Origin of the sequence: Salinisphaera aquimarina (assembly GCF_042643355.1) — a bacterium.
GTDB lineage: Bacteria > Pseudomonadota > Gammaproteobacteria > Nevskiales > Salinisphaeraceae > Salinisphaera > Salinisphaera aquimarina.
The window spans coordinates 571,920-595,377 of the sequence record NZ_JBHRSS010000001.1 but is presented as its reverse complement, the minus strand read 5'-3'; the positions used below and the strand labels follow the sequence as shown (position 1 = coordinate 595,377).

Genomic DNA, 23,458 nt, shown 5'->3' with positions numbered 1-23,458 from the left:
GCGCCCGGCCGTCGATTCGCGGCAATGACGACACGTCTGGACGAAAGCCTGCGCGCCGCGCGCGCGCTATTGGCAGCCACCAGCGACAGCCCGGATCTCGACGCCCGCCGGCTGCTCGAGCATGTGCTGGGCGTTACCGCCAGCCATCTGATCGTGCACGGCGCCGACCCCTTGAACGCTGCCGACGCGGCCCGCTTTGACGCGCTGGTGGCGCGCCGCAGCGCCGGCGAGCCAGTTGCCTATCTCACCGGCCGTGTCGGCTTCTGGACGCTGGACTTGGCCGTGGATTCGCGCGTGCTGATCCCGCGTCCGGATACCGAAACCCTGGTCGAGGCCGTGCTCGACCGACTGGATGCGCGCACACCACTGAACGTTGTCGATCTGGGTACCGGCAGCGGCGCCATCGCCCTCGCCCTGGCCAGCGAGCGCCCGACATGGCGGCTCACCGCCACCGATGCGAGCAGCGCCGCCCTGGCCTGCGCCCAAGCCAACGCGACACGGCTGGGCGTGGCCAACACCGCGTTCAGCGCTGGCGCCTGGTATGCCGCGATTGCCGGGCGTCGCTTCGACGCGATCGTATCCAACCCGCCCTATATTGCATCGGGCGATACCCATCTGGCCGCACCCGAACTCACCCATGAACCGCAGAACGCTCTGGTCGCGGCCGATCACGGCATCGCCGATCTGGACACGATCATCGCGGGCGCCCCGGCTCATTTGAACAGCAGCGGCGCGATCTTTGTTGAGCATGGCGCCGACCAGGGCGAGGCAGTCCGAGCACTGCTGGCCGCGGCCGGTTTCGTCGGCGTCGCCAGTATTCAAGACCTGGGCCGCAATGAACGCGTGAGTACCGGTCGGCTGGCCGGCTGAGCACGCGCTCGTGAAGACAATCAAAGCGAACCGGACCCGTCGTGACGAGAGACGCAGGGCGCTCGCCGCAACAAGCCTCCTGCTTGCCCTGCTCGTGCCAGCCATGTCTACGGCAGGATCCGCCGAACGCGTCGATATCGGCCGTTTCTCGGCCGGTGCGCTGGCCGCCTGGCAGGAGAAATCGTTCAAGGGTAAAACCGACTATCGGCTGACCGGCACGGGGAATCACCGCGCACTCGAAGCACGCTGCGACGGCACGGCATCGGCGATCGCGCGTCTCCTGCCCGTCGATCTGAACGCCACGCCGGTTCTGCATTGGCAGTGGCGCGTCGAGAACGTCCACGAAGGCCTCGACGAACACGGCAAGGCCGGCGACGATTTCGCCGCCAGGGTCTACGTGATCCACGACGCCGGTCTGCTCAAGTGGCGCAGCCGCGCCATCAATTATGTCTGGGCGGGAAGCGCCGAACGCGGCAGCCACTGGCCGAACCCGTTCACACATCAGGCGATGATGGTGGCCGTCGAATCGGGCGCGACCGCCGACCCGCACGCCTGGGTCAGCGAATCACGCGATGTGCGCGCCGACTTCAAACGCTTCTACGATCTGGATCTCGACAGCGTCGACGCCGTCGCCATCATGACCGACTGCGACAACGCCGGCGGCACGGCCGGCGCAGCCTATCGCGACCTCTACTTCGCGCCGAAGTAGCACGCCGAATCGCGTGCCCTGGCGCAGCCCGGGCACGCTAATATATGACGCTAGCCCAGCCGCTCGATGATCGCGTCGGTGAAGCTGTCGGTGCTGCCATCGCCGCCCAGATCCGGGGTGGTGCGATCGTGATCGGCCACCGCCGCGCGTACCGCCTTGCGGATACGAGCGGCGTTGTCCGGCTGGCCGATATGATCGAGCATCAGCGCCGAGGCCAGCACCACCGAAATCGGATTGGCGATGTTCTTGCCGGCAATATCGGGGGCGCTGCCGTGCACGGCTTCGAACATCGCGCAGTCCTCGCCGATATTCGCGCCCGGCGCCAGACCCAGGCCACCGATCAGGCCGGCACACAGATCCGAGATGATGTCGCCGAACAGGTTGGTGGTCACGATCACATCGAACTGCTCGGGATACATCACCAGTTTCATTGCGCAGGCGTCGACGATGACCTCATCGTGCTCGATATCGTCGTATTCCCCGGAGATCTCGCGGCCTACCGCTAGAAACAGGCCCGAGGTCGACTTCATGATATTGGCCTTGTGCGCCAGGGTGACCTTCTTGCGCCCCCGCGCGCGGGCCATGTCGAAGGCAAAACGGATGATGCGCTCGCACTGTTCGCGGGTGATCACCGACAGCGCCTCGGCGCGGGTGCCGTCGGCGCTCAGGGTCTGCCCCTCGCCCGAATACATGCCGCCCTTGTTCTCGCGCACGGTGATGATGTCGAGATCGTTATAGCGCGATTTCGTGCCCGGCATGGACAGCGTCGGGCGTACGTTCGCATACAGATCGAAATGCTTGCGCATGGCCACGTTGACCGAGCGATAGCCCTTGCCGGACGGCGTGGTGACCGGGCCCTTGAGCACCAGTCCGGTGCGTTCGATGGACTCGATCGCCGACTGCGGCACGACGTCGCTCTCGCCGTCGTCCAGCGCGGCCTGTCCGACCTTGACCTCTTCGTAATCCAGCCCCGGCTCGAGCACATCGAGGATGCGCAGGGCGGCATTGACGATATCGGGGCCGATACCGTCGCCTTTGATGATGGTGACCGGCGTATTGCTCATGTCATGTCCTGTCAGGAAAAATGTTCGGTCGCACGATCCACGGCAGTCGTCGAAACAGCGCGCGTCGCGTCTGAAAAGTTGTATGGCATCCTAGCACCGGAGGGGCGGCCGTCCCGTGACCGGCGCAATGCCGTCATCGCGCCGAGCCGTCGCCGCTTGTCCGGACATGCCGATCGGCCACCGCCGGCTGGATCAATGGATACAGCTTAGAGAAAATCGACTTTTTCAGCATTGCAACAGGCGCCCGGGCCGCCGGTCGGGAGCCGGCGAATGTCCAATACCGAACCGACCCGTCATGAATACGAGCCCTGCCATGCGTCTTTTTTCGTCCCCATGCCGAGCGCTCGTTGGGTTGATTCCCGTGCTGGTCGCGCTGTGCCTGACGAGCATGACCGCCTGGGCGCAGCCCCTCGACGTGACACCGGCCGAGGCCAGCGAACCCGCACAGCCGATGGCCGACCTCGTGGTCGTACTCAAATCCGATCGCGTGCTCTATCTGTATTCTGACGGGATGGTCATCGGCCAGTATCCGATCGCCCTCGGCAAGAATCCGGTAGGCACCAAGCAACAACGCGGCGACAACAAGACCCCGATCGGCGCGTACACGCTGGATTGGCGCAACCCGCAGAGCATCTTCCACCGCTCAATCCATGTGTCCTATCCCGATGCCGACGATATCGCCGCCGCACAGGCACGCGGCCAGGACCCGGGCGACATGATCATGATCCACGGCGAGCCCGACTACGACGACCGTCAGCGCAGGGGCGACTGGACCAACGGTTGTATCGCCGTCTCCAACGCCGCCATCGACGAGATCTGGAGTCACGTGGCCGACGGCACCCGTATCCATATCTACCCGTGAGCGCAGTGCGGACACGCACGACGGCCGCGCTGTTCCGGCGCCCGGCATGAGCCACGCCGCGCCGCGCAATCCCGGACGCCTGCCGCCGGACAAGCAGCGCGAACTCGGCCAGGCCCGGCGGGTCGAGTGGCTCACTCTGGGACTGCGCCTGAGCGTGGTCGTCGCGCTCTATGCCGCCCTCGGCAGCACTGAGGCATTGACCGCGATCTGGCTCAAGAACCTGTGGGCGCTGCTGCCGCCGGTGGCGTTTCTGGTCGCCTGCCATGTGGAAAAGCGCGACCCCAACCCGCGCTTTCCCTACGGCTTCTATCGCGTCGGCAGCATTGCCTTTCTGAGCGCGGCGCTGGCGCTCACCTGCATGGGCCTGTATCTGCTCTACGCGGCCGCCAGCGGACTGCTGCACGGGCGCCATCCGACCCTGGCCACGCTTGCCCAGACCGGGCCGCTGCTGGACTGGCCCGGCTGGCCGATCATCGCCGCGCTGGCCTACAGCATCGCGGTACCGTTCGTGGCCGGGCGTTCGCGCCAGTCGCTGGCCGTCGCCCTGCACGACAAGGGCCTGTACGCCGACGCCACCATGGGCCGCGCGAACTGGCTGGCCGGCAGCGCCGCGGTGATCGGCGTGCTCGGCGTCGGTCTGGGCCTGTGGTGGGCGGACTTCGCGGCTACGGTGATCATCGGCCTGGACATCCTGTATCACGGGGCCCGTCATCTGCACACCGCGGTCTGCGATCTGATCGATGAAGTCCCGCGTCAGATCGGCTCGAGCCGGATCGATCCGCTCGGCGCCACCATTCGCGAGACCCTCGAAGAGATGGACTGGATCGCCTCGGCGCGCGTGCGTCTGCGCGAGGAAGGTCGGCTGCTCACCGGCATCGCCCTGGTCTGCCCGCACGAGGATCGGGTCGCAATCGAGCGTTTCGCTGCCGCCCGGCGCCGCATCGAGGCCCTCGACTGGCGCCTGCTCGACTTCGAGCTGGTGCCGGTGGATTCGGCGCACTGCGTGCGGGCCCTGCCGTTGCCCGAACGGAGTTCGACTAACGCGTGAAATAGTCGACCGGGAACAGCAACCACATGAAGGCGAGCCACAGCAACCCGCCGAGGGCGAACACCCGCATCAGCGCGCCGGCGCTGCGCAGATCCATGAAGATGCCGGCGATGATGATCGCCATGAGCACGGCGCTGCCCAGATGCAGGACCGTACGAAACCCCGGCAACGGCATGAAGGCCACGCCGATATTGAAGATCAGCAGCATCAGCAGGGCCGCGAAGGCAGCAATGAGCAGACTGTTGGCACGTAAAAAATTCATGAGCGAAGCAGGTAGAGCGTGGTGAAGACAAACACCCAGACGACATCCACGAACGCCCAGTAAAGGCCGACGATACGGACCTGGCGTTCGAAGCGATCGGGCTGACGCCAGCACTGGCCGATGCCCATGAGCACCGCGATGATGGCCAGACCGATCGCCATATGCAGCGCATGCATGGCGGTCAGCACGAAATAGAAATTGAAGAACATCTGCGCGTGCTCCGGGTGCGCGCCCGTGTAGCCAAAGGCAAGCCCGGTGATCGGCAGCAGTTGCTCGCTGTATTCCTTGTAGTACTCGAAACCCTTGATCGAGAGAAACACCAGCCCCAGCGCCAGCGTCGCGCCCAGCAGCGCCAGCGTCAGCCCACGCCGGCGCACTGCCATGGCGCGCTCGGCGAGCGCCATGGTCAGGCCGCTGGTCAGCAGGATCGCGGTATTGACGCTGCCCAGCACCAGATCGAGTTCGTGGGCGGCTTCGCCGAAGGTTTCGGGATGAAACCAGCGGTTGACCGCGAACGCCATGAACACGCCGCCGAACAGCAGCAGTTCGGTGGCCAGAAACAGCCACATGCCCATGATGTCGGCATGCCGCTGCTGTTCGAGGTCGTCGAACTGTTCGGCCAGATACGGCGCGCGTTCAGTCATGACGGGACCCGTCGGGCATAACGTCGGTCGGGTAATCATAGGGCGGCGCGTCGACCACGGGCATCCGCAGAAAATTGTGGGTGGGCGGCGGCGAGCTGGTACGCCATTCCAGCCCGGTCGCACGCCAGGGATTGGGGCCGGCGCGCGGACCCCTGCGCAGCGACCAGGGCAGATAGACCAGTGGCAGCAGATAGCCGATCGCCAGCACGCCGGTACCGAGCGTGGACAGCACGTGCAACATCTGAAAGGCGTCCGGATAGGTGTGATAGCGGCGCGGCATGCCGGCGATGCCGAGCAGGAACTGCGGAAAGAAGGTCAGGTTGAAGCCGATGAACAGCGCCACCGCCGCAATCCGTGCCCAGGTTTCCGGATACAAGCGGCCGGTGATCTTGGGCCACCAGAAATGCAGGCCGCCGAGATAGGCGGTGACCGCGCCGCCGACCATGATGTAGTGAAAATGGGCGGTCACGAAATAGGTGTCGGTGAGATCGATATCCAGTCCCACCGTCGCCAGCACCACGCCGGTGAGCCCGCCGATGGTGAACAGGCCGATGAACGACAACGCATAGATCATGGGCGCGTGGTAGACGATGCGCCCGCCCGGCAGGGTGAAAGTCCAGTTGAAGGTCTTGATCGCCGAGGGCACCGCGACCACGAAGGTGAAGAACGAGAACATCAGCCCGGCATAGATACTCTGGCCGGAGGCGAACATGTGATGCCCCCAGGCCAGGAAACCGAACAGGGCGATGGACAGGATCGACAGCGCCATGCCCTTGTAGCCGAAGATCGGGCGCTGCGCGCCGGCGGCGATCATCTCCGAGACCACGCCCATCGCCGGCAGAATCATGATGTAGACCGCCGGATGCGAATAGAACCAGAACAGATGCTGGAACAGGATCGGGTCGCCGCCCAGCGCCGGGTCGAACGCGCCGAGGCCGAAGATGCGCTCGACCGCGATCAGCAGCATCACCACCGACAGCACCGGCGTGGCCAGCACCATCATCAGGCTGGTCGCGTAGTTGGCCCACACGAACAGCGGCAGCCGGAACCAGGTCATGCCCGGCGCGCGCATTTCGTGAGTGGTGACGATGAAGTTGAGCCCGGTGAGGATCGAGGAAAAGCCAACCACGAACACGCCGATCACCGCCGGCACCACGAAGCTCTGCGAGAACTGGTCGGAGTACGGCGTGTAGAACGTCCAGCCGGTATCGACGCCGCCGAGGATGACCGCGGCCACCGTGAACAGACCGCCGAGGGTGTAGATGTACCAGGACAGCAGGTTCAGCCGCGGAAACGCCAGATCGCGCGCGCCCACCATCAGCGGGATCAGGAAATTGCCGAGCGTCGCCGGGATCGACGGGATCAGGAAGAACCAGATCATCACGATGCCGTGCAACGAGAACAGCCGGTTGTAGCTATCCGAGCCCACGAACAAGGGCGCCGGGGTGAGCAGTTCCAGGCGGATGAGCAGCGCGGCCAGCCCGGCGAGAAAGAAGAAGCCGGTGATCGAGACCATGTACAGCCAGGCGATGCGCTTGTGGTCGGTGGTCAGCAGCCAGCCGCGCAGGCCCCAGTCGCCCGACAGATAATGCGACTCGGTGAAGGCGTCCTGTGTGCTGCTCATCGGGTATCCCCTCCTTCACCGGCGGTGGCCCAGTCGCCCGGCTTGAGCGAGCGGATATAGGCGATGATCTGTTGCAGTTCGCTTTCGCTGATACGCCCCGCGAAGCTGGGCATGATCGGCGCGAAGCCGGCGGCCACCTGTTTTTTCGGCTGCAGGATGGAATCGCGGATATAGGCCTGATCGGCGACCACCGTGCGGCCGTCCGCGAGCGCAATCGAGCGCCCGTAGATGCCCGCCAGCTTGGGCGCATGCACCGCCGATCTGCCCATATGGCAACCACTGCACCCATAGGTCCGGAACAGCTCCCGACCCAGGCGCACCGGGTTCTGATCGTGGCCGTTGGCGTCCAGCCAGTCGGCGTAGTCGGCCGGCGCCATCACCACCACCTTGCCGCGCATGCGCGAGTGGTTGGTGCCGCAGTATTCGGCACAGAACATGCGGTACTCGCCGGTCTGGGTCGCCTTGAACCAGAGCGTGGTATGCAGGCCCGGCACGGCGTCGTGCTTGATCCGGAATGCCGGTACGTAAAAGCTGTGGATCACATCCTGCGAGGTGATATCCAGACGCACGTTGCGCCCGGTCGGCACGTGCAGGGTATTGATCTCGCGCGCACCGTTCGGATGCTCGAGTTTCCACATCCACTGCTTGCCGACCACGTGAATGGTCATCGCATCGGCCGGCGGCCGGTAGAGATCGACCATGAGCCGGCCGCCCCAGTAGAAGAACACCAGAAACACGGCCAGCAGCACGAGCGCGAAGATCGCCTCGATCCAGTGCGCCCGATGTTCGGACACCGGCGCGAAACGCTTGACCGTGGAGCCGGCGCGATAGCGGATCCCGAACCATGCGATCAACCCGGCCACCACGAAGGCCAGCACCACGCACAGCCCGAACAGCACATAGGCCAGCAGATCGACATCGTGAGCGCCGGTCGACGCCTGCACCGGAATGAACCGGAACGGCTGATCGGCATCCTGCAGATAGGACACGCTGTGGCTCATGGCTGCCCGCCCCCGTCGCCCGACCCGCGATCAGCGTCGGCGCCCTGCCCGGCCTGCGCCCGGTCGCTGGCCGTACCGGACATGGCCTCGCCCGCGCGGCTCGGCCCGGGCATACGGGTATCGTCGGGCAGACCATGGGCCAGCAGCCGCCGCTCGGCCTGGTCGATCGGCACGTGCACGATACCGGCGTCGCGATCGACCCAGCCGGTGCTGTGCAACTGGTGGTCCCATCTATCGCGCAAGGCCGCCAGATCGGCGCGCGGATTGAGCTGCAATCGCGGCGCGTTGACCGCCGGCGCCGGGGTCTCGATGGCCGGGCCGGGCCGCTGCGGCGGCGGTGCCCAGACGCTATAGAGCAGAGCTGCCACCACGGCCACGGCCAGGGGCAATGTCAACAGCATGCCCACGCCGATATAGATCGGCCAGCGCGGGGCGACATCGCTGCGTTCGTGATCGTGGTCGGGGCGCGTCGGGTTATCGCTCATGGCGAACCTGCGCGCGTTCGAAGTGATACGACCAGAGCGCGAGCATGGCCGCGCCCAGGGTGATCAGGCACAGCGGCGCCATCCACAGCAGCGGCCACTGCGGCGCATCGGCCGCCGGCAGGATCCACCACTGCATCTGCAGCACATAGCCGAGCAGAACCACCCCGGCCAGCCGCTGCAGCCAGCGGCCGTTGCGCTTGAAGCCGCCGAACAGCAGCGCAAGGGTCGGCACCACGAAGAACAGCAGACAGACCAGCCAGGCCATGCCCCGCCACACGCCGTGGCCGCGCGCCAGATACCACTCGATCTCGTCGGGGATGTTGCCCGACCAGATGATGATGTACTGGGCGAATGCGATGAACGCCCAGCCCAGCAGCAGCGCGAACCACAGATTGGCCAGATCCGCACGCCGGCCGATATCGACGCCGCCGCGCGTGACCGGCGGGCGCAGCAGCACCAGCGCGGTCGCCCCCGCCGGCAGCGTCACCGCCAGCCACAGGCCGAAGACATCGGTATAGAACTTCGGCTCCAGCGACAACATCCAGTCGAAGCCGAAGAAAGCCAGGGTATAGAGCAACGCGACCAGGCCACCGGCACACACAGCTGCGCCCGGCACGCGCGGGCGCCATACGCCGACGAGCGCCGCGAACAGGCACCAGATGAGAAAATAAACCAGCGTACGGATCACGAAGAACGGCGTGTTCAGATACAGATGCTTGTGGCGGACGACCTCCGGCAGGGTCTCGAGCGGCTGTGTCCACGGGAACAGCGCCGAGCGCGCGAACAGCAGCAGCGGCAGCAGCGCCAGTGCGAACAGCGGCAGGCAGGCGGTCAGCGCCCGCCAGGTCGGCGCGCCCAGTTCGCCCCAGCCGCCGCCGGTCAGGCCCCAGGTCAGCAGCGCCGCCAACGCACCCAGCGGCAGCAGCCCCCAGGTCAGCGCGGCGGCCAGCCAAGCGTGCGCCATCAGACCAGCATCGAACCACAGGCCGACAGCACAGATCAGCAGGCCGACGACGGCGATGACCGCAAACGTACGCACGTTCATCGGTCCTCTCCGTTGCCGGACTGATTCAGAGCCTGCCGCTGCGCGGGATCGAGTGCAGCGACCGGCGTATGCTGCGATTGCTGCAGGGCACGGATATAAGCCGCGATCGCCCAGCGATCCGCCGGCTCGACCCGATCGGCATAGGAATACATGACCCCGTAGCCGTCGGTCATCACGTCATAGAAATGCGACAGCGGCGCGTGGCGCAGGCGCTCGCTATGAAACGACGGCGGCTTCGGAAAGCCGCGCTGCACGACCATGCCGTCGGCATAACCGACCCGCCCGTGGCAGGGCAGGCAGTTGATCTCGAAACGCTGTTGACCGCGATCGAGCAACGCCTGGGTCAATGGCACCGGCAGGTGATCCGGCCGCGGTGCCAGCTGCGCATCGCGGGCGACCGTGCCGGCAGGCGGCGTGCGCGCCGACTGTCCGTCGGGCCAGTCGGGGGCATTCTCGTAGGTCTCGTATTTGGGCTGATTCTCCATCTTCGGCTGGCTACAGCCGGCGACGCCGAGCACGAGGCCGGCAATCGGCCACAACAGGCACAGGCGCTTCATGCCGGCACCGCGTCGACGCTCGCCGCGCCCAGTTCGCGCAGCCGGCGCTCGATACGGCCGCGGTCCTCCTCGTCATTCGCGGGGCGCTCGACCAGCAGGAAAAACCCATCGCTCGACGCACGCGCGAAGGCCTCGACGTTGAACGCCGGATGATAGGGCTGCGGCAGGCGGTTGCCGACCAGCATGCCGATCCAGGCGCCGATCACCGCGAACAGCATCACCATGGCCGCCGTGGCCGGCATGAACGCAGGCCAGCCGCCCAGCGGTTTGCCGCCGACCACGAACGGATAGGCATACACCGCCGAATACCACTGCATGAAAAAAGTGATCAGGCCGGCGACCGCGCCGCTGATCAGTGACCACAGCGCCACGCCCCGGCTGGTGCCGCCGACCACCGTACCCAGCCCCTCGACCGGATACGGCGTATACGCCTCGACGCCGGTGACCCCGTCCGCGCGCAGCGTCCGGGCCGCCGCCAGCAGCGCGTCGGCGTGCTCGAAGCGCGCCAGCCAGCCGTAGGCGGCTTCAGTCATGGCCGCCCTCCTCGCCGCGACGCGAGATCAGTTCGCGCATGTCGTGCAGCGATACCATCGGCATCAGGCGCAGGAACAGCAGCAGCAGGGTCCCGAACAGACCGAGCGAGCCGAGATAGACCGACCAGTCCCAGAACGTCGGCCAGACCACGTTCCAGTTCGACGGCATGTAGTCGGCATGGGTCGAGGTGAACAGGATCTGGAAACGCTCCAGCCACATGCCGATATCGGCCACGATCGCCAGACCCAGGATCGCCGCCGGGGTGCGGCGCACGCGCTTGAACCAGAGCAGCTGGATGAGGACCACGTTGCACAGGATCATGCTCCACCACATCGGCGCGTAGGGCCCGGTCATGCGGTCGATATAGACATAGCGGTAGAAATCCTCGCCCGAATACCAGGCGGTGAACATCTCCTGGCTGTAGGCGAAATCCACGATCATCACAAAGGCCAGCATCATGCGACCGAGATAATCCAGATGGGTCGGCGTGATGATCGCCTGCAGCGAGAACATCCAGCGCAGCACCACCGCCAGCAGCGTGACCGTGGCAAAACCCGAGAACAGCGCCCCGGCCACGAAATATGGCGGGAATATGGTGAAGTGAAACCCCGGCACGATCGATACCGCCAGATCGGTCGACACGATGCCGGTCACCAGCGCCACGATCGGTGCCGCACAGCCGGCCAGGATCAGCGTGGCGCGCTGATAGCGCGACCAGTGGGCGGCGCTGTTGCGCCAGCCCATCGCCAGCAGGCCGTAGAAGACCCGTCCGGAGGTCGAGCGCGCGCGATCTCGCAGCGTGGCCAAATCCGGCAGCAAGCTGAGATAGAGAAAGCTCATCGTGAACAGCAGATACATGGTGATGGCGAAGAAATCCCACACCAGCGGGCTGCGCCACTGCGGCCACAGATCCATCGTGTTCGGGTACGGCAGGATGTAGTAGAAGAACCAGGGCCGGCCGAGATGGATGAGCGGGTACAGGCCCGCGCAGACGATGGCGAACATGGCCATCGCCTCGGCGATGCGGTTGATCGAGGCACGCCAGTCCTGGCGGGTGAGCAACAGCACCGCCGAGATCAGCGTGCCGGCATGGGCAATACCGATCCACCAGATCGTATTGACGATCGGAAAGCCCCAGGCGACCGGAATATTGAGACCGAAGATGCCCACGCCCACCGAGAACAGATAGGAAAGCGAGCCCAGAAACACGAGCGTGAGCGCGCCGCAGACGCCGAAGGCGACGAACCATGCCAGCGGCGCACGCCGCTCGATGATCAGCCCGCTGATCCACTCGGTGATGCCGCCATGGGTCAGCGTCGCCGGCAGCAGGGGTTCGTGCTCAGCCCGCGGCATCGCCCACCTTGCGGTCACTGCCCTCGTCTTCGGCGATGGCGGGATTGGGATTGCGTACCGCGGCCAGGTAGGTCGTGCGCGGGCGCGTGTTCAGGTCGGTGAGCAGGCCGTAGTCGAGCGGGCTGGCCTTGGCCTTGCTCACGGCGGTGGCCGGATCGGCGATATCGCCGAACACGATGGCATCGGTCGGACAGGCCTGCTGGCAGGCAGTCACGATCGCGCCGTCGGCGATGCGGCCGTTGTCGGGTGCGTCGCTGCGGGCGGCGGTGATTTTGGCGGCGTTGATGCGCTGCACGCAGTAGGTGCATTTCTCCATCACGCCTCTGGAGCGCACCGTCACGTCCGGGTTGTTGGCCGCTGCCGGCGTCGGATGCGCTGCGTTTTCGTCGGTGTAGTTGAACCAATTGAAGCGGCGCACCTTGTAGGGGCAGTTCTGCGAGCAGTAGCGGGTACCCACGCAGCGGTTGTAGATCATCTCGTTGAGGCCTTCCGCGGAATGCTGGGTGGCCTCGACCGGACAGACATATTCACAGGGCGCGTTTTCGCAGTGCATGCAGGGCACCGGCTGGAAGATCATCCGTGGCGCCTCGGGCTGGCCCTCGAAATAACGATCGATACGGATCCAGTGCATGTCGTGCCCGCGCAGCACCTCGGCCTGGCCCACGACCGGGATGTTGTTCTCGGCCTGGCAGGCGATGGTGCAGGCATTGCAGCCGATACAGGCGTTCAGATCGATGCTCATGCCCCACTGGTGCTCGGCCGGTTCGCCGCGCGGCCAGGGCTCGGGATAGAGTGATTTGTCCGGCGGCTCCCGTTTGGCGAAATCGGGGTGTTCGACGAAGTCAGCCAGCGCGGTCGCGCGGATCAGATCGCGGCCTTCCATGGCGTGGTGATGCTGGGTTGTAGCCAGCCCCTGCTGCCGACCGGTGGCCTGCAGTTCGACGCCGGTGCGCACCCACGGCGAGCCGCTGGCGCGCAGCGCATAGGCGCTCGCACCCACGCCGTTGCCGATACGCCCGGCGGCGGTGCGCCCGTAACCGAGACTGAGCGTGATCGCCCGATCCGGCTGGCCGGGCAGCACATATACCGGCACCTTGAGACGCCGCCCTTCCAGCGTCAATCGCACCACATCGCCCTGCTTGAGCTGACGGCGTTCGGCCAGCGCCGGCGAGATCAGCGCGGCCTGGCCCCAAGTCAGCTTGGTGAGCGGGCGCGGCAGCTCCTGCAGCCAGCCGTTGTTGGCATGACGCCCGTCCCAGACCGCGGGATCGGCGCTGAACTGCAGCGTCAGCGTCTCCGGCCTGCGCGTCTTCTGGGTAACCTGGGCCAACGCGGCCTGCCAGCCACCGCGCGGCGCCGCCGTAACCTCGGCCGCGGCGCTATCCGGCACCACACCACGCTGCAGCCATCGCCGCCAGGCGGCATCGAAATCCTGCGGGCGGGCGCGGCGCCAGTAACGCTGCAGCAGTTCGCGGGCATCGCCGCTCACGCCATCGGCCAGGCCGATCAGGAATTCGAGCGCGCTGTGGCCACCATGCAACGGCTCGATCAGCGGCTGCACGATGGACGTCGTGCCATCGAACGCCCGCGCGTCGTCCCAGCTTTCCAGCGCATGGGTGGCATTCACATGCCAGTGCGAGCGCTCGGCGGTCTCGTCGACATGGCCGCCGTAGTGAATACGCAGGGCAACCCGATCGTAGAGCGTGGTGAAATCGAGATCCGCGGGCGCGCTGTAGACCGGGTTGGCATCCATCACCACCAGCGTGCGTACCTGGTCGGCTCGGATCGCCTCGGCGAGCGCGGCCAGCGCAGGCGCGCCGTCGCTGGCGGCCACCGGCTGCTGGAAGACCATCGTCTGGCCGAGTGCGCCGAGTGTGTCGTTGATGGCGATCACCAGCGCCTGCAGTTCGGTGGGCAGATGCTCGCCGGCGATGACCAGCGCGCGCGATCCGTTGCTGCGCAGATCGTCGGCCACCGCCTGCAGCCAGGCCTTGTCGATACTGATGTTATCGACTGCGCCGGCGTCCAGGCCGAGCGCCGAGGCCAGCGCCCGGGTGACGTCGAGCAGTTCGTCGGCAGCGACCGGGCGCCGGTGATCGGCACTCGCGCCGGTGATGCTGGGCGTGGATTCGAGCGCGTACAGACGGCTCATCTCCGGATGCTCGCGCGTGGGTCGGCGATTCGCCGCGAAGTCTCGCGCGTAGCTTAGAAAACCCGGCATCCGGCCGAGAAAATCGGCGTCGATCGAGAGCACGCAGCGCGCCCGGTCGAAGCGATAGCGCGGCTGCAGGCGCCGTCCCGTAGCCAGCGCCGCACCGGCGATGGGCGCATCGCTCGCTGCCGGCTCGTGCACGAACCAGCGCATCTGCGGCCAGCGTTGCTGCATGGCCCGAATCTGCGCGGCCCGGCTGGGCGAGGTCACGGTCTCGGTGAGCAGACACAGGCCCGCGCCACCGCCGTCGTCCCAGCCTGCACGCGCCTCGGCCAGGGCATCGAGCCAGCCGCCGACGCTGCTGATCTGACCGCCACGCAGCACGCTGTCGGAGCGATCCGGATCGTAGACCGAGAGCACGCTGGCCTGGCTGAATACGTCGCAGGCGCCGCGCGTGGCCGGATGATCGGGATTGCCCTCGATCTTAACCGGCCGCCCTTCCCGGCTCTGCACCAGCAGACCGTGGGCGTAGCCGCCGACCAGGCTGGCGGTGGCGTAATAGCGGGGCTGGCCGGGCACCATGCCTTCGGGCATGTTCACGTACGGCTCGATGGTTTCCGGTGGCTGCGCGCCGCAGGCAGTCAGGCCGGCCAGCGCCATGCTCGCGGCCATCAGCTTGAGCACCGAACGTCGGTCGACCGCCTCTTGCCATATCGGCGCCCAGCGCGGGAATTCCTTTTCCAGGAAATTCTCGAACGCCGGCGTATTCGCCAGCTCGTCCAGGCTGCGCCAGTAGGTCGGTCCGTCCTGGCCGCGCAGACGCTCGCGCAGCGCCTCCAGATCGATCGGCATGGCGGCGTCGGGCGGTGTCGGTTGCAGGCGTTTCATCGGTGACAGGTCACACAGTCGGTCAAGCCCTGGGGATCGATGCCGTATTGCTTCATCAGCGCGTGGCCCGAGGGCGTGTCCGGGCCGGGCTTCCAGCCCATGGCGGTGATCGCGCTGGCCGGACGCAGGTTGGGCGCGGGATCGCGATGGCAGTCCAGACAGAAACCCATGGTCAGCGATTTCGACTGCTGCATCAGCGGCATTTTGTCGACGCGCCCGTGGCAGGCCTGACAGGGCACGCCGTTGGTCACGTGCACGCTGTGATTGAAATAGACGTAGTCGGCCAGGTCGTGCACGCGCTGCCATTGCAGCGGCTTGTTCTGTTCCAGGCTCTGGCGCACCGGTGCGAGCATGTCGGCGTTGGTCCACAGCTGGGAATGACAGGTCATGCAGGTATGGGTCGGCGGCAGACCGGCGAACTGGGACTCGGTCACCGAGGTGTGGCAGTACTGGCAATCGATACCGAGGCCGGCCACGTGATGCTGATGCGAGAACGGCACCGGCTGTTCCAGGGCACGATTCTGGGTGGTGGCGTAATCGGAGCGGGCCAGTACGCCGGCAATGAGTCCCAGCCCGAGAACGCCGACCAGGATCAGCACGAGAACGGCCGCGGCCACCGCATTGCTTCCACGGGGGAAGACCTGCGGGCCGCGCGCACTCAACCCGTCGCCCCGGCGCCTGCCTGCGGTGCGCTGCTGCCACAACCCCCAGCTCTGATCACGGTGCCCCCGATCACTTATTCGTGTTATATGCAACTATGAAAGCGCTCGCGGCCAGCCTGCTTCAATCAGTAGAACTACTGAGCGGAATGTCGTGCTCGGCGTGCGCCGGCGCTATGATGCGCAGCGTTTGCATGCACAGGGGTGAAATTTGACCGTATTGAAGATGAGCCGGCCGCTGGCCACGCGCCTTCTGTTCGAGGCACAGAAGCAACCGGACCTCGAGGTCTGCGGCTTTTTGAGTGCGCGCGACGGCGAGCCTGTCGAGATCTTTCCGGTGGCCAACGTGGCGGCGGAGCCGGCGACGACCTTCGAGATGGATAGCGCGCAGCAGATCGACGCGCTCAAGCGCATCCGCCAGCGCGGCGAAACCATGCTCGCCATCTATCACTCGCACCCGAGCGCGCCGCCCGAGCCGTCGGTGCGAGATATCGAGGGGCTGGGTTATCCAAACGCGCTGTATCTGATCATCTCGCTCAATATCAAGGGCGTACTGGAGATGCGAGCCTGGCAGCGCGACGGCGAACAGATGCGCGATGTGCCGCTGACCGTGATGGACTGAGCGCAGCGCATATTGATATGCCGCGCGCCCGAGGCGGCGCTTTTTTGTAGAATCGCGGGCTGATTCATCGTTTGCCCTCAATCGGCCCTGCCCATGCGTCTATCCGCCTTCGCGCTATCCACCACCAAAGAGACCCCGGCCGATGCCGAGATCGTGTCGCATCAGCTGATGCTGCGCGCCGGCATGATCCGCAAGCTGGGCGCCGGCCTGTATACGTGGAGCCCGCTCGGCATGCGTGTGCTGCGCCGGGTCGAGGCCATCGTGCGCGAGGAGATGGACGCCACCGGCGCACTGGAAGTGCTGATGCCAGCGATCCAGCCGGCCGAGCTGTGGCGTGAATCCGGGCGCTGGGACCTGATGGGCGATCTGATGCTGCGCATGCACGACCGCGGCGAACGCGAGTACTGCTTCGGCCCGACCCACGAAGAAGTCATCACCGATTTCGTCAAGCGCGACGTCAGCAGCTACAAGCAGCTACCGGTGAACTACTACCAGATCCAGACCAAGTTCCGCGACGAGATCCGGCCCCGCTTCGGTCTCATGCGGGCGCGCGAATTCATCATGAAGGACGCCTATTCCTTCCATATGGACGAGGCCGATCTGGATCGCGAATACCACGTCATGCGCGCGGCCTATACCGCGATTCTGGATCGCATCGGCCTCGACTATCGCGTGGTCGCCGCGGATTCGGGCGCCATCGGCGGCGCCAAGTCCGAGGAATTCCATGTGCTGGCCCAGACCGGCGAAGACGAACTGGCCGTGTCCGAGGACGGCCGCTATGCCGCCAACACCGAGGCCGCGACCACGCACCGCCCCGAAGGCGAGCGCGCCGCGGCCACCGGCGAGTTGAAGAAAGTTGCCACCCCCGGCGTGGCGACCATCGCGCAGCTGTGCCAGACCCTGGAAGTGCCCGCGGAGAAGACGGCCAAGGCCATCGTGGTCATGGGCGAGGACGCGCGTCCGATCCTGCTGGTATTACGCGGCGATCACACCCTCAACGAGATCAAGGCCGAGAATCTCGACGGCGTCGCCACCCCGCTGACCTTCGCCGAGGAAAGCGTGATCCGCGAGCATTTCGGCGCCGGTCCCGGCTCGCTCGGGCCGGTGAATCTCAATATTCCGGTGATTGCCGACTTTGCCCTCGCCAATGCCGGCGATCTGGTGGTGGGCGCCAACTACGACGGCGCCCATTTCGTGAACTTCAACTGGGGCCGCGACAGCATCGAGCCGCAGTTCGCCGATCTGCGCAACGTGGTGGCCGGCGACACGAGCCCCGACGGTTCGCCGCTGCAGCTGCTACGTGGCATCGAAGTCGGCCATGTCTTCCAGCTCGGCGACAAGTACAGCAAGGCGCTGGAACTGACTGTACTCGACGAGAACGGCAAGGCCGTGACCCCGCAGATGGGCTGCTACGGCTTCGGCGTATCGCGTATTGTCGCGGCTGCCATCGAGCAGTGCCACGACGATTCCGGCATCTGCTGGCCGACGGCGATCGCGCCGTTCGAACTGGCAATCATCCCGATCAAGGCCGACAAGTCGGCTGCCGTGCGCGAAGCCTGCGAGACCCTGTACGCGGAATGCCGGGCCGCCGGCATCGACGTGGCGTTCGACGATCGCGGCCTGCGCCCCGGACCGATGTTCGCCGACGCCGAACTGATCGGTATTCCGCACCGCATCGTGGTCTCGGATCGCGGCCTCGAGGCCGGCACGCTGGAATACAAGGGCCGGCGCGACAGCGAGTCGCAGAACATCGAACACAGCATGGACGCGATCAAGCAAGCGCTGGGCCGCACTGCCGACGAATGAGGCCAGCGGCGGCCGGCGTCATGCTGCTGCTCGCCCTGATGGCGCCGCGCGCATTCGCGGTTGCCGCGGTACCGAACACGGTCGACCCGGCGCTGCGCCAGGCCTTGATGAACGCCGTCCACGATTCGGCGAGTTTTTCCAATCGCTTCGAGGCCGAGGTCTGGCTGCTGGATATGTCCACGCGACTGGAACCGCTCATGCCCGACATCGGACGGCGCATGGCGCTGCTCAAGACCGTGCACGCCGAAGCCACTCATGCCGGGCTCGATCCGCAGGTCGTGCTGTCGCTGATCCAGGTCGAGTCGCGCTTCCAGCGGTTTGCCATATCCTCGGCGGGCGCGCTCGGGTTGATGCAGATCATGCCGTTCTGGATCGACGAGATCGGCCGCCCCGACGACAATCTCTTCGATATGCGCACCAACCTGCGCTATGGCTGCACCATCCTCGCCTATTACCTGAAGATCGAGCACGGCAATCTCACCCGCGCCCTGGCCCGCTACAACGGCAGTCTGGGCCAGTACTGGTATCCGGCCAGGGTGGAAACCGCGATGCAAAGACGCTGGTATGCGCGCTGATGCGGATTGATCGGCGCGCCAGATCGCGGCCGTGCCGGGCATTGCCTGTTGCACGCCGGCCGGGGCGCCGTCAGGATGTCGCGCTCATCAACAACGGGACTGACGATGCGTCTGTACCATAACCCGGACTGCTCGAAGTCCCGCGCCGCACTGGCGCTTCTTCGCGACGCCGGACACGAGCCCACGATCGTCGATTACCTGTCCCAGCCGCCGGATACGGCCACGCTCGACCGGCTGCTCGAACTGCTGGACGTCGAGCCCGACGCGCTGGTTCGTCGCAACGACCCGGCCGCCGCGCAATGGGTCCAGCCTGACGAACCGCCGCTGGATCGAAACCGCGTCATCGAGATACTCACGGTGGAACCCGCGCTCCTGCAGCGGCCGATTCTGGAAGTCGACGACCGCGCGCTCATCGCCCGGCCGCCCGAGCGCGTATTCGAACTCGTCGATGCCGAAGCGGCCGATGAATGAACGCGGCCCGATGGTTCCTGCCAACGAGTCCTGCCGATGAGCGATGATATTCTGGTGCTGTACTACAGCCGCAGTGGCGCCACCGCCGCGCTCGCCAACGAAATCGCGCGCGGCGTGGCGCGGGTGCCGCCGATGCAGGCGCGCGTGCGCACTGTGCCCGAGGTCTCGCCGGTGTCCGAAGCCAGTGCCGACACCGTGCCCGAGTCCGGCGCGCCCTATGTGCATGTGGACGATCTGGAAGACTGCGCCGGCCTGATCATCGGCTCGCCCACGCGTTTCGGCAACATGGCCGCCCCGCTCAAGCATTTCATCGACACCCTGTCCGGGCAATGGCTGTCCGGCACGCTCACCGACAAGCCGGGCGCGGTATTCACCTCCACCGGCAGTCTGCACGGCGGCCAGGAAACCACGCTCACGAGCATGATGCTGCCGCTGCTGCATCACGGCATGATCCTGGTCGGCCTGACCTACACCGCCGACGATCTGCTCGCCGAGACCACCTCTGGCGGCACGCCCTATGGCGCCAGCCATGTCTCGGGCACGCTCGGCGACAACCCGCTCACCGAGATCGAGAAGAAACTCGCCCGCGCGCTGGGCGAGCGCGTGGCCCGTATCGCCAAGAAACTGGACGCCCCTGAATGAAGCTCTCGCGCTACGCCCTCGCAGTCGCCGTGATCGGCAATATCGTACTGATCGCCGATATGTTCATAATCGCCGGCCACGGCACCGACCGGCTGATACTCGCCGCCCTGTTCAGCTTGCCCCTGCTGGCGTCCCTCAACGGGCTGTTGCGCGCCCGCGTCTACACGGCCGCCTGGGCGTCGATGATGGCGCTGTTCTATATGGCCTATGCGATGGTGGAATACATCGCGGGGGCGGCGACCATCGGGGTCGACATCTGTCTGGCCGCGAGTGTGGCGCTGTTTGTGGGCTGCGTGGTATTCGCCAAATGGGATTCGCGCGAACAGCCGGGCGACGCTTCCTGAGCACGGCCCGGCAAGGGCCTGGGCGACAGCGACAGGCCGTTTCGAGCCCTCGCTTGCCCTGTCGAATCACATCCGATCTGCCGCGCTAGCACGCAGGTGACGGCGAGCGTATGGTCGTATAGAGACAGGCATCGCGTCGCTTTTCACGATTACGACAGGAGCGCCCCATGTTGATTTTCACCCAATCGAGAGCCGGTTTTCTTCAGTTCGCGGCCGTGTGTCTACTCGTGCTCGCATGGCCGCTCGCGGCACAGGCTGCCGACCCGGGCAAGGAAGTCACCACCGCCGCCGATCACGCCGGCTACGCCGCCGGCGCGGATACCGTGGCCAAGGTGCATCTGCACCTGCATCACGTCGTCAACTGTCTGGTCGGCCCCGACGGTGACGACTTCGACGCCAAGTCGGGCAACCCCTGTGACGGCCAGGGCAACGGTGCCATCAATGACGCCGACAGCGAGGGGCAAGCCGATTTGAAGGACGCGCTGGCGTTGGCCAAGACCGGCATCGGGATGGAATCCCTCGGCGCCGCGCAGAATGTCGCGACCACGGTCCAGCAACTGCTGGCCAAGTCCGAGTGATCCGTAACCCACGTCGGGCGGCACGGTATCTCGGCTGAATTCTGTCGACCGCCGACCGATTGGCCGGCCCGGTCAGTCCGCGAACCACAGCCCCGGATTGAGCATTCCACTCGGATCGAGCGCCTGCTTGGCGCCACGGATGGCGCTACGAAACGCCGCCGGTATCTCCTCGCGGACCCAGTGCTTGTGATCGCGGCCCATGGCGTGGTGATGACTCATCGTGCCGCCGCCGGCGATCACCGCTTCCGACGCCGCGCTCTTGATCTGCTGCCATTGCGCTAGCAGCGCGGCGTGTTCGCCCGGCGCATAGAAAGAGAAATACAGCGCCACGCCGTCCGGATAGGCGTGGGTGACACGACAGGCCACACCACCGGCCCCGGCGATCTGTTCCAGTGCATCGCCGGTGGCCTCGACCACGTGATGATAGAACGCCGGTACCGCCGACCACGGCACTGCGGTTTCGAAGGTATCCACGATCACGGCGTAGTCGAGCAGCGCATCGCGCATATAGGGTTGGCGGAAGAACGCGTCGCGCCAACTGCCGGTACCACCGTCGCTGCTTTCGCGCGGCGTGCCGCCGTGTTCGCGTGCGATTTCCAGCGCGGCTTCACACTGGAGGGCGACGTCGCGCGGGCCCTCGAAGCCGAGAATCATCAGCGCGCCTTCCCCGACCGCGCCCGACTGGGCGCTGGAAACCATATGCTCGAAAGGGTCCAGCACGCGCATCTGGGCCGGCCAGAGCTCGGCCTGGACGATGGCGCGGGTCGCTTCCAGCGCGCTTTCGAAATCAGTGAAGCCGACCGCGGCCGAGTGTTTGTGAGCCGGGCTGGCCACAACCCGCAGCCGCACGTCGGTGATGATACCGAGCGCGCCTTCACTGCCACACCACAGACGGTTGGGGTCCGGGCCGATGCTGGACGCCGGCAGCGGCCGTGTCGTGGCGGTGCTGCCGTCGGGGAGCATGACGCTCAGCGCCTGCACGCGGTCCTCGATCTTGGCGCGCAGGGTCGAAAAATGCCCCGCCCCGCGCGTGGCAACCCAGCCGCCGAGAGTGGAATGAAAATAGGACTGCGGATAATGCCGCATCCCCAGGCCGTGCGGGCTCAGCCGGGCCTCCAGTTCCGGGCCGAGGATGCCGGCCTGGGCGTGCACCACCCGGTCGCGTTCGCTGACCTCGAGCACCCGATTCATGCGCTGCAGATCGATCGTCACCGCGCCCGGCCAGTCGCCCATGTCTTCGGGGTTGACGCCGCCGACGACGCTGGATCCGCCGCCGAACGGGATGCCAGCCAGGCCGGTGTCGGACGCCCAGGCGAGCACGTCGGCCAGCTCGCGTTCGTCGCGAGGCGTGGCAACCGCCGCGGGTGCCGGCAGCGGCCGCCCCGCACGCAGCGTGGCCAGGTCGCGGAAGCTGCGCCCGGCCGCATGCAGCAGGCGTGTCTCATGGTCCGTGGCGACGACACCCTGCAGTACCTTCGGCGGCGACACTGGGGGCGTCGACAGCGTGATGTTCTGTGCGCTGGGCGCAGGACGACGCGCGCCGGCAGCGCGGTTGAGCATCGGCTGCATGATGTCGAGCACCGGCCGAACATCGGCTTCGCTCAGCGCGTCTTCGACATAGCCCCAGCCGACGGGATTGCGGGTCTTGTTCAATGGGTTCTCCTCGTGTCGCCCCGTCTTGTGCAGGACGATCGTGATTTTTTCGATGGCTCAGCGGTCGTCCGAACCACGCGGCCGGCAGTGCCCGCGGGCTGCAGAACGGCCTCCACGCGAGTGTACAAAACGAACAGGTGAACAGGGGTCAGGCGAAGACCATGCATCGCCGCGCCGTGACCCAATTTGGTCGTTCATGGCAGCGCAGAAGCGCGATGTGTACACGGGTTTGGGTAAGCGCCCTTATGGCTAGTCGGGCGCAATCGACGCGTGATCGCCGCTATCGCGACGGCGTTATCGCAAGATCAGGAATCAGGGCTCAGCCCGCGAATCGAGCGTCTGCTTGACGAACGGAATCGTCAGGCGCCGGTGCGCAGACAGCGAGGCATGGTCGAGCGTGTCCAGCAGGCGCATGAGCGCCGGCACGTCGTTGTCGCCGTGGCGCAGCAACCAGCGTGCGGTGGCGGCGGGCATGGCCATGCCGCGCTGCGCGGCCCGTCGAATCAGCAGTTGCAGCTTGTCGTCGTCGTCGAGTTCGACGGTCGCGATCGCGCCGCCCCAGGCGAGACGGCTGGCGAGGTCCGGCAGGGCCAGCCCGATCTCGCGCGGCGAACACGTATCGGCGGCCAGCAGGCGCGCGCCGCTGGCACGCAGGCCTTCGGTGAGACTGAGCAGTGCGATTTCGGCGTCTCGATCGCCGGCGATCGCCGACACCTCGTCCACGCAGACACAATCCATATCCTGGAGTCCGGCCAACAGCGACGGCGCCTGTCTGGCCACCTGCGCCAGCGGCACATAGACGCTGCGCTGGCCGGCATCGCCCGCCGCACGGCAGGCGGCCTGCAGCAGATGCGTCTTTCCGGTGGCGGCGGGGCCATAGACGAACAGGCGCTCGCTGCGGCCCGCCACCAGTTCCGCGACCGAAGCCTTCACGTGTGCATTCTCCCGGCCCACGAACGCATCCAGCGTCGCGCTCTGGGGCAGCTGCACGCCGAGCACCATTTGCACTG

The 23,458-nt window shown here is 66.3% G+C and carries 25 protein-coding genes; 11 read left to right on the top strand and 14 right to left on the bottom strand.

Annotation, left to right across the window (positions count from 1 at the left end; translation table 11 throughout):
• The first annotated feature begins 24 nt into the window (after nucleotides 1-24).
• Complete coding sequence (gene prmC, locus ACFOSU_RS02740; RefSeq protein ID WP_380686225.1) at nucleotides 25-870, top strand: peptide chain release factor N(5)-glutamine methyltransferase; 846 nt, start codon at nucleotides 25-27, stop codon at nucleotides 868-870.
• A 103-nt stretch (nucleotides 871-973) separates the two neighbouring features.
• Entirely contained in the window at nucleotides 974-1,579 is a 606-nt protein-coding gene (locus ACFOSU_RS02735) for a DUF3047 domain-containing protein (protein ID WP_380686223.1), read from the top strand.
• A 50-nt stretch (nucleotides 1,580-1,629) separates the two neighbouring features.
• Here the strand turns inward: ACFOSU_RS02735 and ACFOSU_RS02730 are convergent, their stop codons facing one another.
• Nucleotides 1,630-2,643 carry an isocitrate dehydrogenase gene (locus ACFOSU_RS02730; protein ID WP_380686221.1) on the bottom strand — a complete coding sequence of 338 codons (1,014 nt, stop codon included), beginning with the start codon at nucleotides 2,641-2,643 and terminating at the stop codon, nucleotides 1,630-1,632.
• A gap of 295 nt (nucleotides 2,644-2,938) precedes the next feature.
• Between ACFOSU_RS02730 and ACFOSU_RS02725 the strand changes: the two genes are divergently transcribed.
• Nucleotides 2,939-3,505, top strand: coding sequence for a L,D-transpeptidase family protein (locus tag ACFOSU_RS02725; protein ID WP_380686219.1), 567 nt, complete (start codon nucleotides 2,939-2,941; stop codon nucleotides 3,503-3,505).
• 46 nt (nucleotides 3,506-3,551) lie between these two features.
• On the top strand, nucleotides 3,552-4,553 hold the full coding sequence (locus tag ACFOSU_RS02720; RefSeq protein WP_380686217.1) for a cation transporter: 1,002 nt from the start codon (nucleotides 3,552-3,554) through the stop codon (nucleotides 4,551-4,553).
• Here ACFOSU_RS02720 and ACFOSU_RS02715 read toward each other — a convergent pair.
• The 11 genes from ACFOSU_RS02715 to ACFOSU_RS02665 are packed head-to-tail and all read right to left on the bottom strand — an operon-like array spanning nucleotide 4,543 to nucleotide 15,715.
• Nucleotides 4,543-4,815, bottom strand: a complete 273-nt coding sequence (locus ACFOSU_RS02715) for a caa(3)-type oxidase subunit IV (protein ID WP_380686215.1) — start codon at nucleotides 4,813-4,815, stop codon at nucleotides 4,543-4,545. The genes ACFOSU_RS02720 and ACFOSU_RS02715 overlap by 11 nt on opposite strands.
• The gene (locus ACFOSU_RS02710) at nucleotides 4,812-5,459 is read right to left on the bottom strand and encodes a cytochrome c oxidase subunit 3 (protein WP_380686213.1); all 648 of its coding nucleotides are present in this window, start codon (nucleotides 5,457-5,459) and stop codon (nucleotides 4,812-4,814) included. Before ACFOSU_RS02710 ends, ACFOSU_RS02715 begins: the two co-directional genes overlap by 4 nt.
• The gene (locus tag ACFOSU_RS02705; RefSeq protein WP_380686211.1) at nucleotides 5,452-7,083 is read right to left on the bottom strand and encodes a cytochrome c oxidase subunit I; all 1,632 of its coding nucleotides are present in this window, start codon (nucleotides 7,081-7,083) and stop codon (nucleotides 5,452-5,454) included. Before ACFOSU_RS02705 ends, ACFOSU_RS02710 begins: the two co-directional genes overlap by 8 nt.
• Nucleotides 7,080-8,084 carry a cytochrome c oxidase subunit II gene (gene coxB, locus ACFOSU_RS02700; protein WP_380686209.1) on the bottom strand — a complete coding sequence of 335 codons (1,005 nt, stop codon included), beginning with the start codon at nucleotides 8,082-8,084 and terminating at the stop codon, nucleotides 7,080-7,082. Before coxB ends, ACFOSU_RS02705 begins: the two co-directional genes overlap by 4 nt.
• Complete coding sequence (locus ACFOSU_RS02695; RefSeq protein ID WP_380686207.1) at nucleotides 8,081-8,569, bottom strand: hypothetical protein; 489 nt, start codon at nucleotides 8,567-8,569, stop codon at nucleotides 8,081-8,083. The genes coxB and ACFOSU_RS02695 overlap by 4 nt, the downstream gene beginning before the upstream one ends.
• Nucleotides 8,559-9,614, bottom strand: a complete 1,056-nt coding sequence (locus ACFOSU_RS02690; protein WP_380686205.1) for a hypothetical protein — start codon at nucleotides 9,612-9,614, stop codon at nucleotides 8,559-8,561. Before ACFOSU_RS02690 ends, ACFOSU_RS02695 begins: the two co-directional genes overlap by 11 nt.
• A complete protein-coding gene (locus ACFOSU_RS02685) occupies nucleotides 9,611-10,171 on the bottom strand; it encodes a c-type cytochrome (protein WP_380686203.1) in 561 nt (186 codons plus the stop codon). The genes ACFOSU_RS02690 and ACFOSU_RS02685 overlap by 4 nt, the downstream gene beginning before the upstream one ends.
• Nucleotides 10,168-10,704 (bottom strand): DUF3341 domain-containing protein, encoded by a 537-nt coding sequence (locus ACFOSU_RS02680; RefSeq protein WP_380686201.1) that lies wholly within the window; start codon nucleotides 10,702-10,704, stop codon nucleotides 10,168-10,170. Before ACFOSU_RS02680 ends, ACFOSU_RS02685 begins: the two co-directional genes overlap by 4 nt.
• Nucleotides 10,697-12,058 carry an NrfD/PsrC family molybdoenzyme membrane anchor subunit gene (gene nrfD, locus ACFOSU_RS02675; RefSeq protein WP_380686199.1) on the bottom strand — a complete coding sequence of 454 codons (1,362 nt, stop codon included), beginning with the start codon at nucleotides 12,056-12,058 and terminating at the stop codon, nucleotides 10,697-10,699. The genes ACFOSU_RS02680 and nrfD overlap by 8 nt, the downstream gene beginning before the upstream one ends.
• Nucleotides 12,045-15,098: a TAT-variant-translocated molybdopterin oxidoreductase gene (locus ACFOSU_RS02670; protein ID WP_380686197.1), complete on the bottom strand. Its 3,054-nt coding sequence runs from the start codon at nucleotides 15,096-15,098 to the stop codon at nucleotides 12,045-12,047. The genes nrfD and ACFOSU_RS02670 overlap by 14 nt, the downstream gene beginning before the upstream one ends.
• Complete coding sequence (locus ACFOSU_RS02665) at nucleotides 15,095-15,715, bottom strand: cytochrome c3 family protein (protein WP_380686195.1); 621 nt, start codon at nucleotides 15,713-15,715, stop codon at nucleotides 15,095-15,097. The genes ACFOSU_RS02670 and ACFOSU_RS02665 overlap by 4 nt, the downstream gene beginning before the upstream one ends.
• A 253-nt stretch (nucleotides 15,716-15,968) precedes the next feature.
• Here ACFOSU_RS02665 and ACFOSU_RS02660 point away from each other — a divergent pair, with 253 nt between their 5' ends.
• The 7 genes from ACFOSU_RS02660 (at nucleotide 15,969) to ACFOSU_RS02630 (ending at nucleotide 20,795) form a co-directional block, all read left to right on the top strand.
• Complete coding sequence (locus ACFOSU_RS02660; protein ID WP_380686193.1) at nucleotides 15,969-16,379, top strand: Mov34/MPN/PAD-1 family protein; 411 nt, start codon at nucleotides 15,969-15,971, stop codon at nucleotides 16,377-16,379.
• Nucleotides 16,380-16,472: 93 nt separating this feature from the next.
• A complete protein-coding gene (locus ACFOSU_RS02655) occupies nucleotides 16,473-18,185 on the top strand; it encodes a proline--tRNA ligase (RefSeq protein ID WP_380686191.1) in 1,713 nt (570 codons plus the stop codon).
• On the top strand, nucleotides 18,182-18,760 hold the full coding sequence (locus ACFOSU_RS02650) for a transglycosylase SLT domain-containing protein (protein WP_380686189.1): 579 nt from the start codon (nucleotides 18,182-18,184) through the stop codon (nucleotides 18,758-18,760). Before ACFOSU_RS02655 ends, ACFOSU_RS02650 begins: the two co-directional genes overlap by 4 nt.
• Nucleotides 18,761-18,865: 105 nt before the next feature.
• Nucleotides 18,866-19,231, top strand: a complete 366-nt coding sequence (locus ACFOSU_RS02645) for an ArsC/Spx/MgsR family protein (RefSeq protein WP_380686187.1) — start codon at nucleotides 18,866-18,868, stop codon at nucleotides 19,229-19,231.
• 36 nt (nucleotides 19,232-19,267) lie between these two features.
• On the top strand, nucleotides 19,268-19,873 hold the full coding sequence (gene wrbA / locus ACFOSU_RS02640) for an NAD(P)H:quinone oxidoreductase (RefSeq protein ID WP_380686185.1): 606 nt from the start codon (nucleotides 19,268-19,270) through the stop codon (nucleotides 19,871-19,873).
• A complete protein-coding gene (locus ACFOSU_RS02635) occupies nucleotides 19,870-20,217 on the top strand; it encodes a DUF2069 domain-containing protein (RefSeq protein ID WP_380686183.1) in 348 nt (115 codons plus the stop codon). The genes wrbA and ACFOSU_RS02635 overlap by 4 nt, the downstream gene beginning before the upstream one ends.
• A gap of 167 nt (nucleotides 20,218-20,384) precedes the next feature.
• The gene (locus ACFOSU_RS02630; protein WP_380686181.1) at nucleotides 20,385-20,795 is read left to right on the top strand and encodes a hypothetical protein; all 411 of its coding nucleotides are present in this window, start codon (nucleotides 20,385-20,387) and stop codon (nucleotides 20,793-20,795) included.
• A 72-nt stretch (nucleotides 20,796-20,867) separates the two neighbouring features.
• On the opposite strand, the gene ACFOSU_RS02625 is transcribed toward ACFOSU_RS02630, so the two are convergent.
• Together ACFOSU_RS02625 and hda are read right to left on the bottom strand one after the other, a co-directional pair.
• On the bottom strand, nucleotides 20,868-22,448 hold the full coding sequence (locus ACFOSU_RS02625) for an FAD-binding oxidoreductase (protein WP_380686179.1): 1,581 nt from the start codon (nucleotides 22,446-22,448) through the stop codon (nucleotides 20,868-20,870).
• Between the two features lie 312 nt (nucleotides 22,449-22,760).
• On the bottom strand, nucleotides 22,761-23,456 hold the full coding sequence (gene hda, locus ACFOSU_RS02620) for a DnaA regulatory inactivator Hda (RefSeq protein ID WP_380686451.1): 696 nt from the start codon (nucleotides 23,454-23,456) through the stop codon (nucleotides 22,761-22,763).
• Nucleotides 23,457-23,458 lie beyond the last annotated feature (2 nt).

What these genes read in the sequence shown, in the direction of transcription:
- ACFOSU_RS02655 (WP_380686191.1), top strand. Translation starts at nt 16,473, where the DNA reads ATGCGTCTATCCGCCTTCGCGCTATCCACCACCAAAGAGACCCCGGCC.
- ACFOSU_RS02705 (WP_380686211.1), bottom strand. Translation starts at nt 7,083, where the DNA reads ATGAGCAGCACACAGGACGCCTTCACCGAGTCGCATTATCTGTCGGGC.
- prmC (WP_380686225.1), top strand. Translation starts at nt 25, where the DNA reads ATGACGACACGTCTGGACGAAAGCCTGCGCGCCGCGCGCGCGCTATTG.
- ACFOSU_RS02690 (WP_380686205.1), bottom strand. Translation starts at nt 9,614, where the DNA reads ATGAACGTGCGTACGTTTGCGGTCATCGCCGTCGTCGGCCTGCTGATC.
- ACFOSU_RS02710 (WP_380686213.1), bottom strand. Translation starts at nt 5,459, where the DNA reads ATGACTGAACGCGCGCCGTATCTGGCCGAACAGTTCGACGACCTCGAA.
- ACFOSU_RS02695 (WP_380686207.1), bottom strand. Translation starts at nt 8,569, where the DNA reads ATGAGCGATAACCCGACGCGCCCCGACCACGATCACGAACGCAGCGAT.
- ACFOSU_RS02635 (WP_380686183.1), top strand. Translation starts at nt 19,870, where the DNA reads ATGAAGCTCTCGCGCTACGCCCTCGCAGTCGCCGTGATCGGCAATATC.
- ACFOSU_RS02670 (WP_380686197.1), bottom strand. Translation starts at nt 15,098, where the DNA reads ATGAAACGCCTGCAACCGACACCGCCCGACGCCGCCATGCCGATCGAT.
- ACFOSU_RS02680 (WP_380686201.1), bottom strand. Translation starts at nt 10,704, where the DNA reads ATGACTGAAGCCGCCTACGGCTGGCTGGCGCGCTTCGAGCACGCCGAC.
- ACFOSU_RS02645 (WP_380686187.1), top strand. Translation starts at nt 18,866, where the DNA reads ATGCGTCTGTACCATAACCCGGACTGCTCGAAGTCCCGCGCCGCACTG.
- ACFOSU_RS02650 (WP_380686189.1), top strand. Translation starts at nt 18,182, where the DNA reads ATGAGGCCAGCGGCGGCCGGCGTCATGCTGCTGCTCGCCCTGATGGCG.
- coxB (WP_380686209.1), bottom strand. Translation starts at nt 8,084, where the DNA reads ATGAGCCACAGCGTGTCCTATCTGCAGGATGCCGATCAGCCGTTCCGG.
- nrfD (WP_380686199.1), bottom strand. Translation starts at nt 12,058, where the DNA reads ATGCCGCGGGCTGAGCACGAACCCCTGCTGCCGGCGACGCTGACCCAT.
- ACFOSU_RS02685 (WP_380686203.1), bottom strand. Translation starts at nt 10,171, where the DNA reads ATGAAGCGCCTGTGCCTGTTGTGGCCGATTGCCGGCCTCGTGCTCGGC.
- ACFOSU_RS02725 (WP_380686219.1), top strand. Translation starts at nt 2,939, where the DNA reads ATGAATACGAGCCCTGCCATGCGTCTTTTTTCGTCCCCATGCCGAGCG.
- ACFOSU_RS02715 (WP_380686215.1), bottom strand. Translation starts at nt 4,815, where the DNA reads ATGAATTTTTTACGTGCCAACAGTCTGCTCATTGCTGCCTTCGCGGCC.
- ACFOSU_RS02730 (WP_380686221.1), bottom strand. Translation starts at nt 2,643, where the DNA reads ATGAGCAATACGCCGGTCACCATCATCAAAGGCGACGGTATCGGCCCC.
- wrbA (WP_380686185.1), top strand. Translation starts at nt 19,268, where the DNA reads ATGAGCGATGATATTCTGGTGCTGTACTACAGCCGCAGTGGCGCCACC.
- ACFOSU_RS02630 (WP_380686181.1), top strand. Translation starts at nt 20,385, where the DNA reads ATGTTGATTTTCACCCAATCGAGAGCCGGTTTTCTTCAGTTCGCGGCC.
- ACFOSU_RS02735 (WP_380686223.1), top strand. Translation starts at nt 974, where the DNA reads ATGTCTACGGCAGGATCCGCCGAACGCGTCGATATCGGCCGTTTCTCG.
- ACFOSU_RS02720 (WP_380686217.1), top strand. Translation starts at nt 3,552, where the DNA reads ATGAGCCACGCCGCGCCGCGCAATCCCGGACGCCTGCCGCCGGACAAG.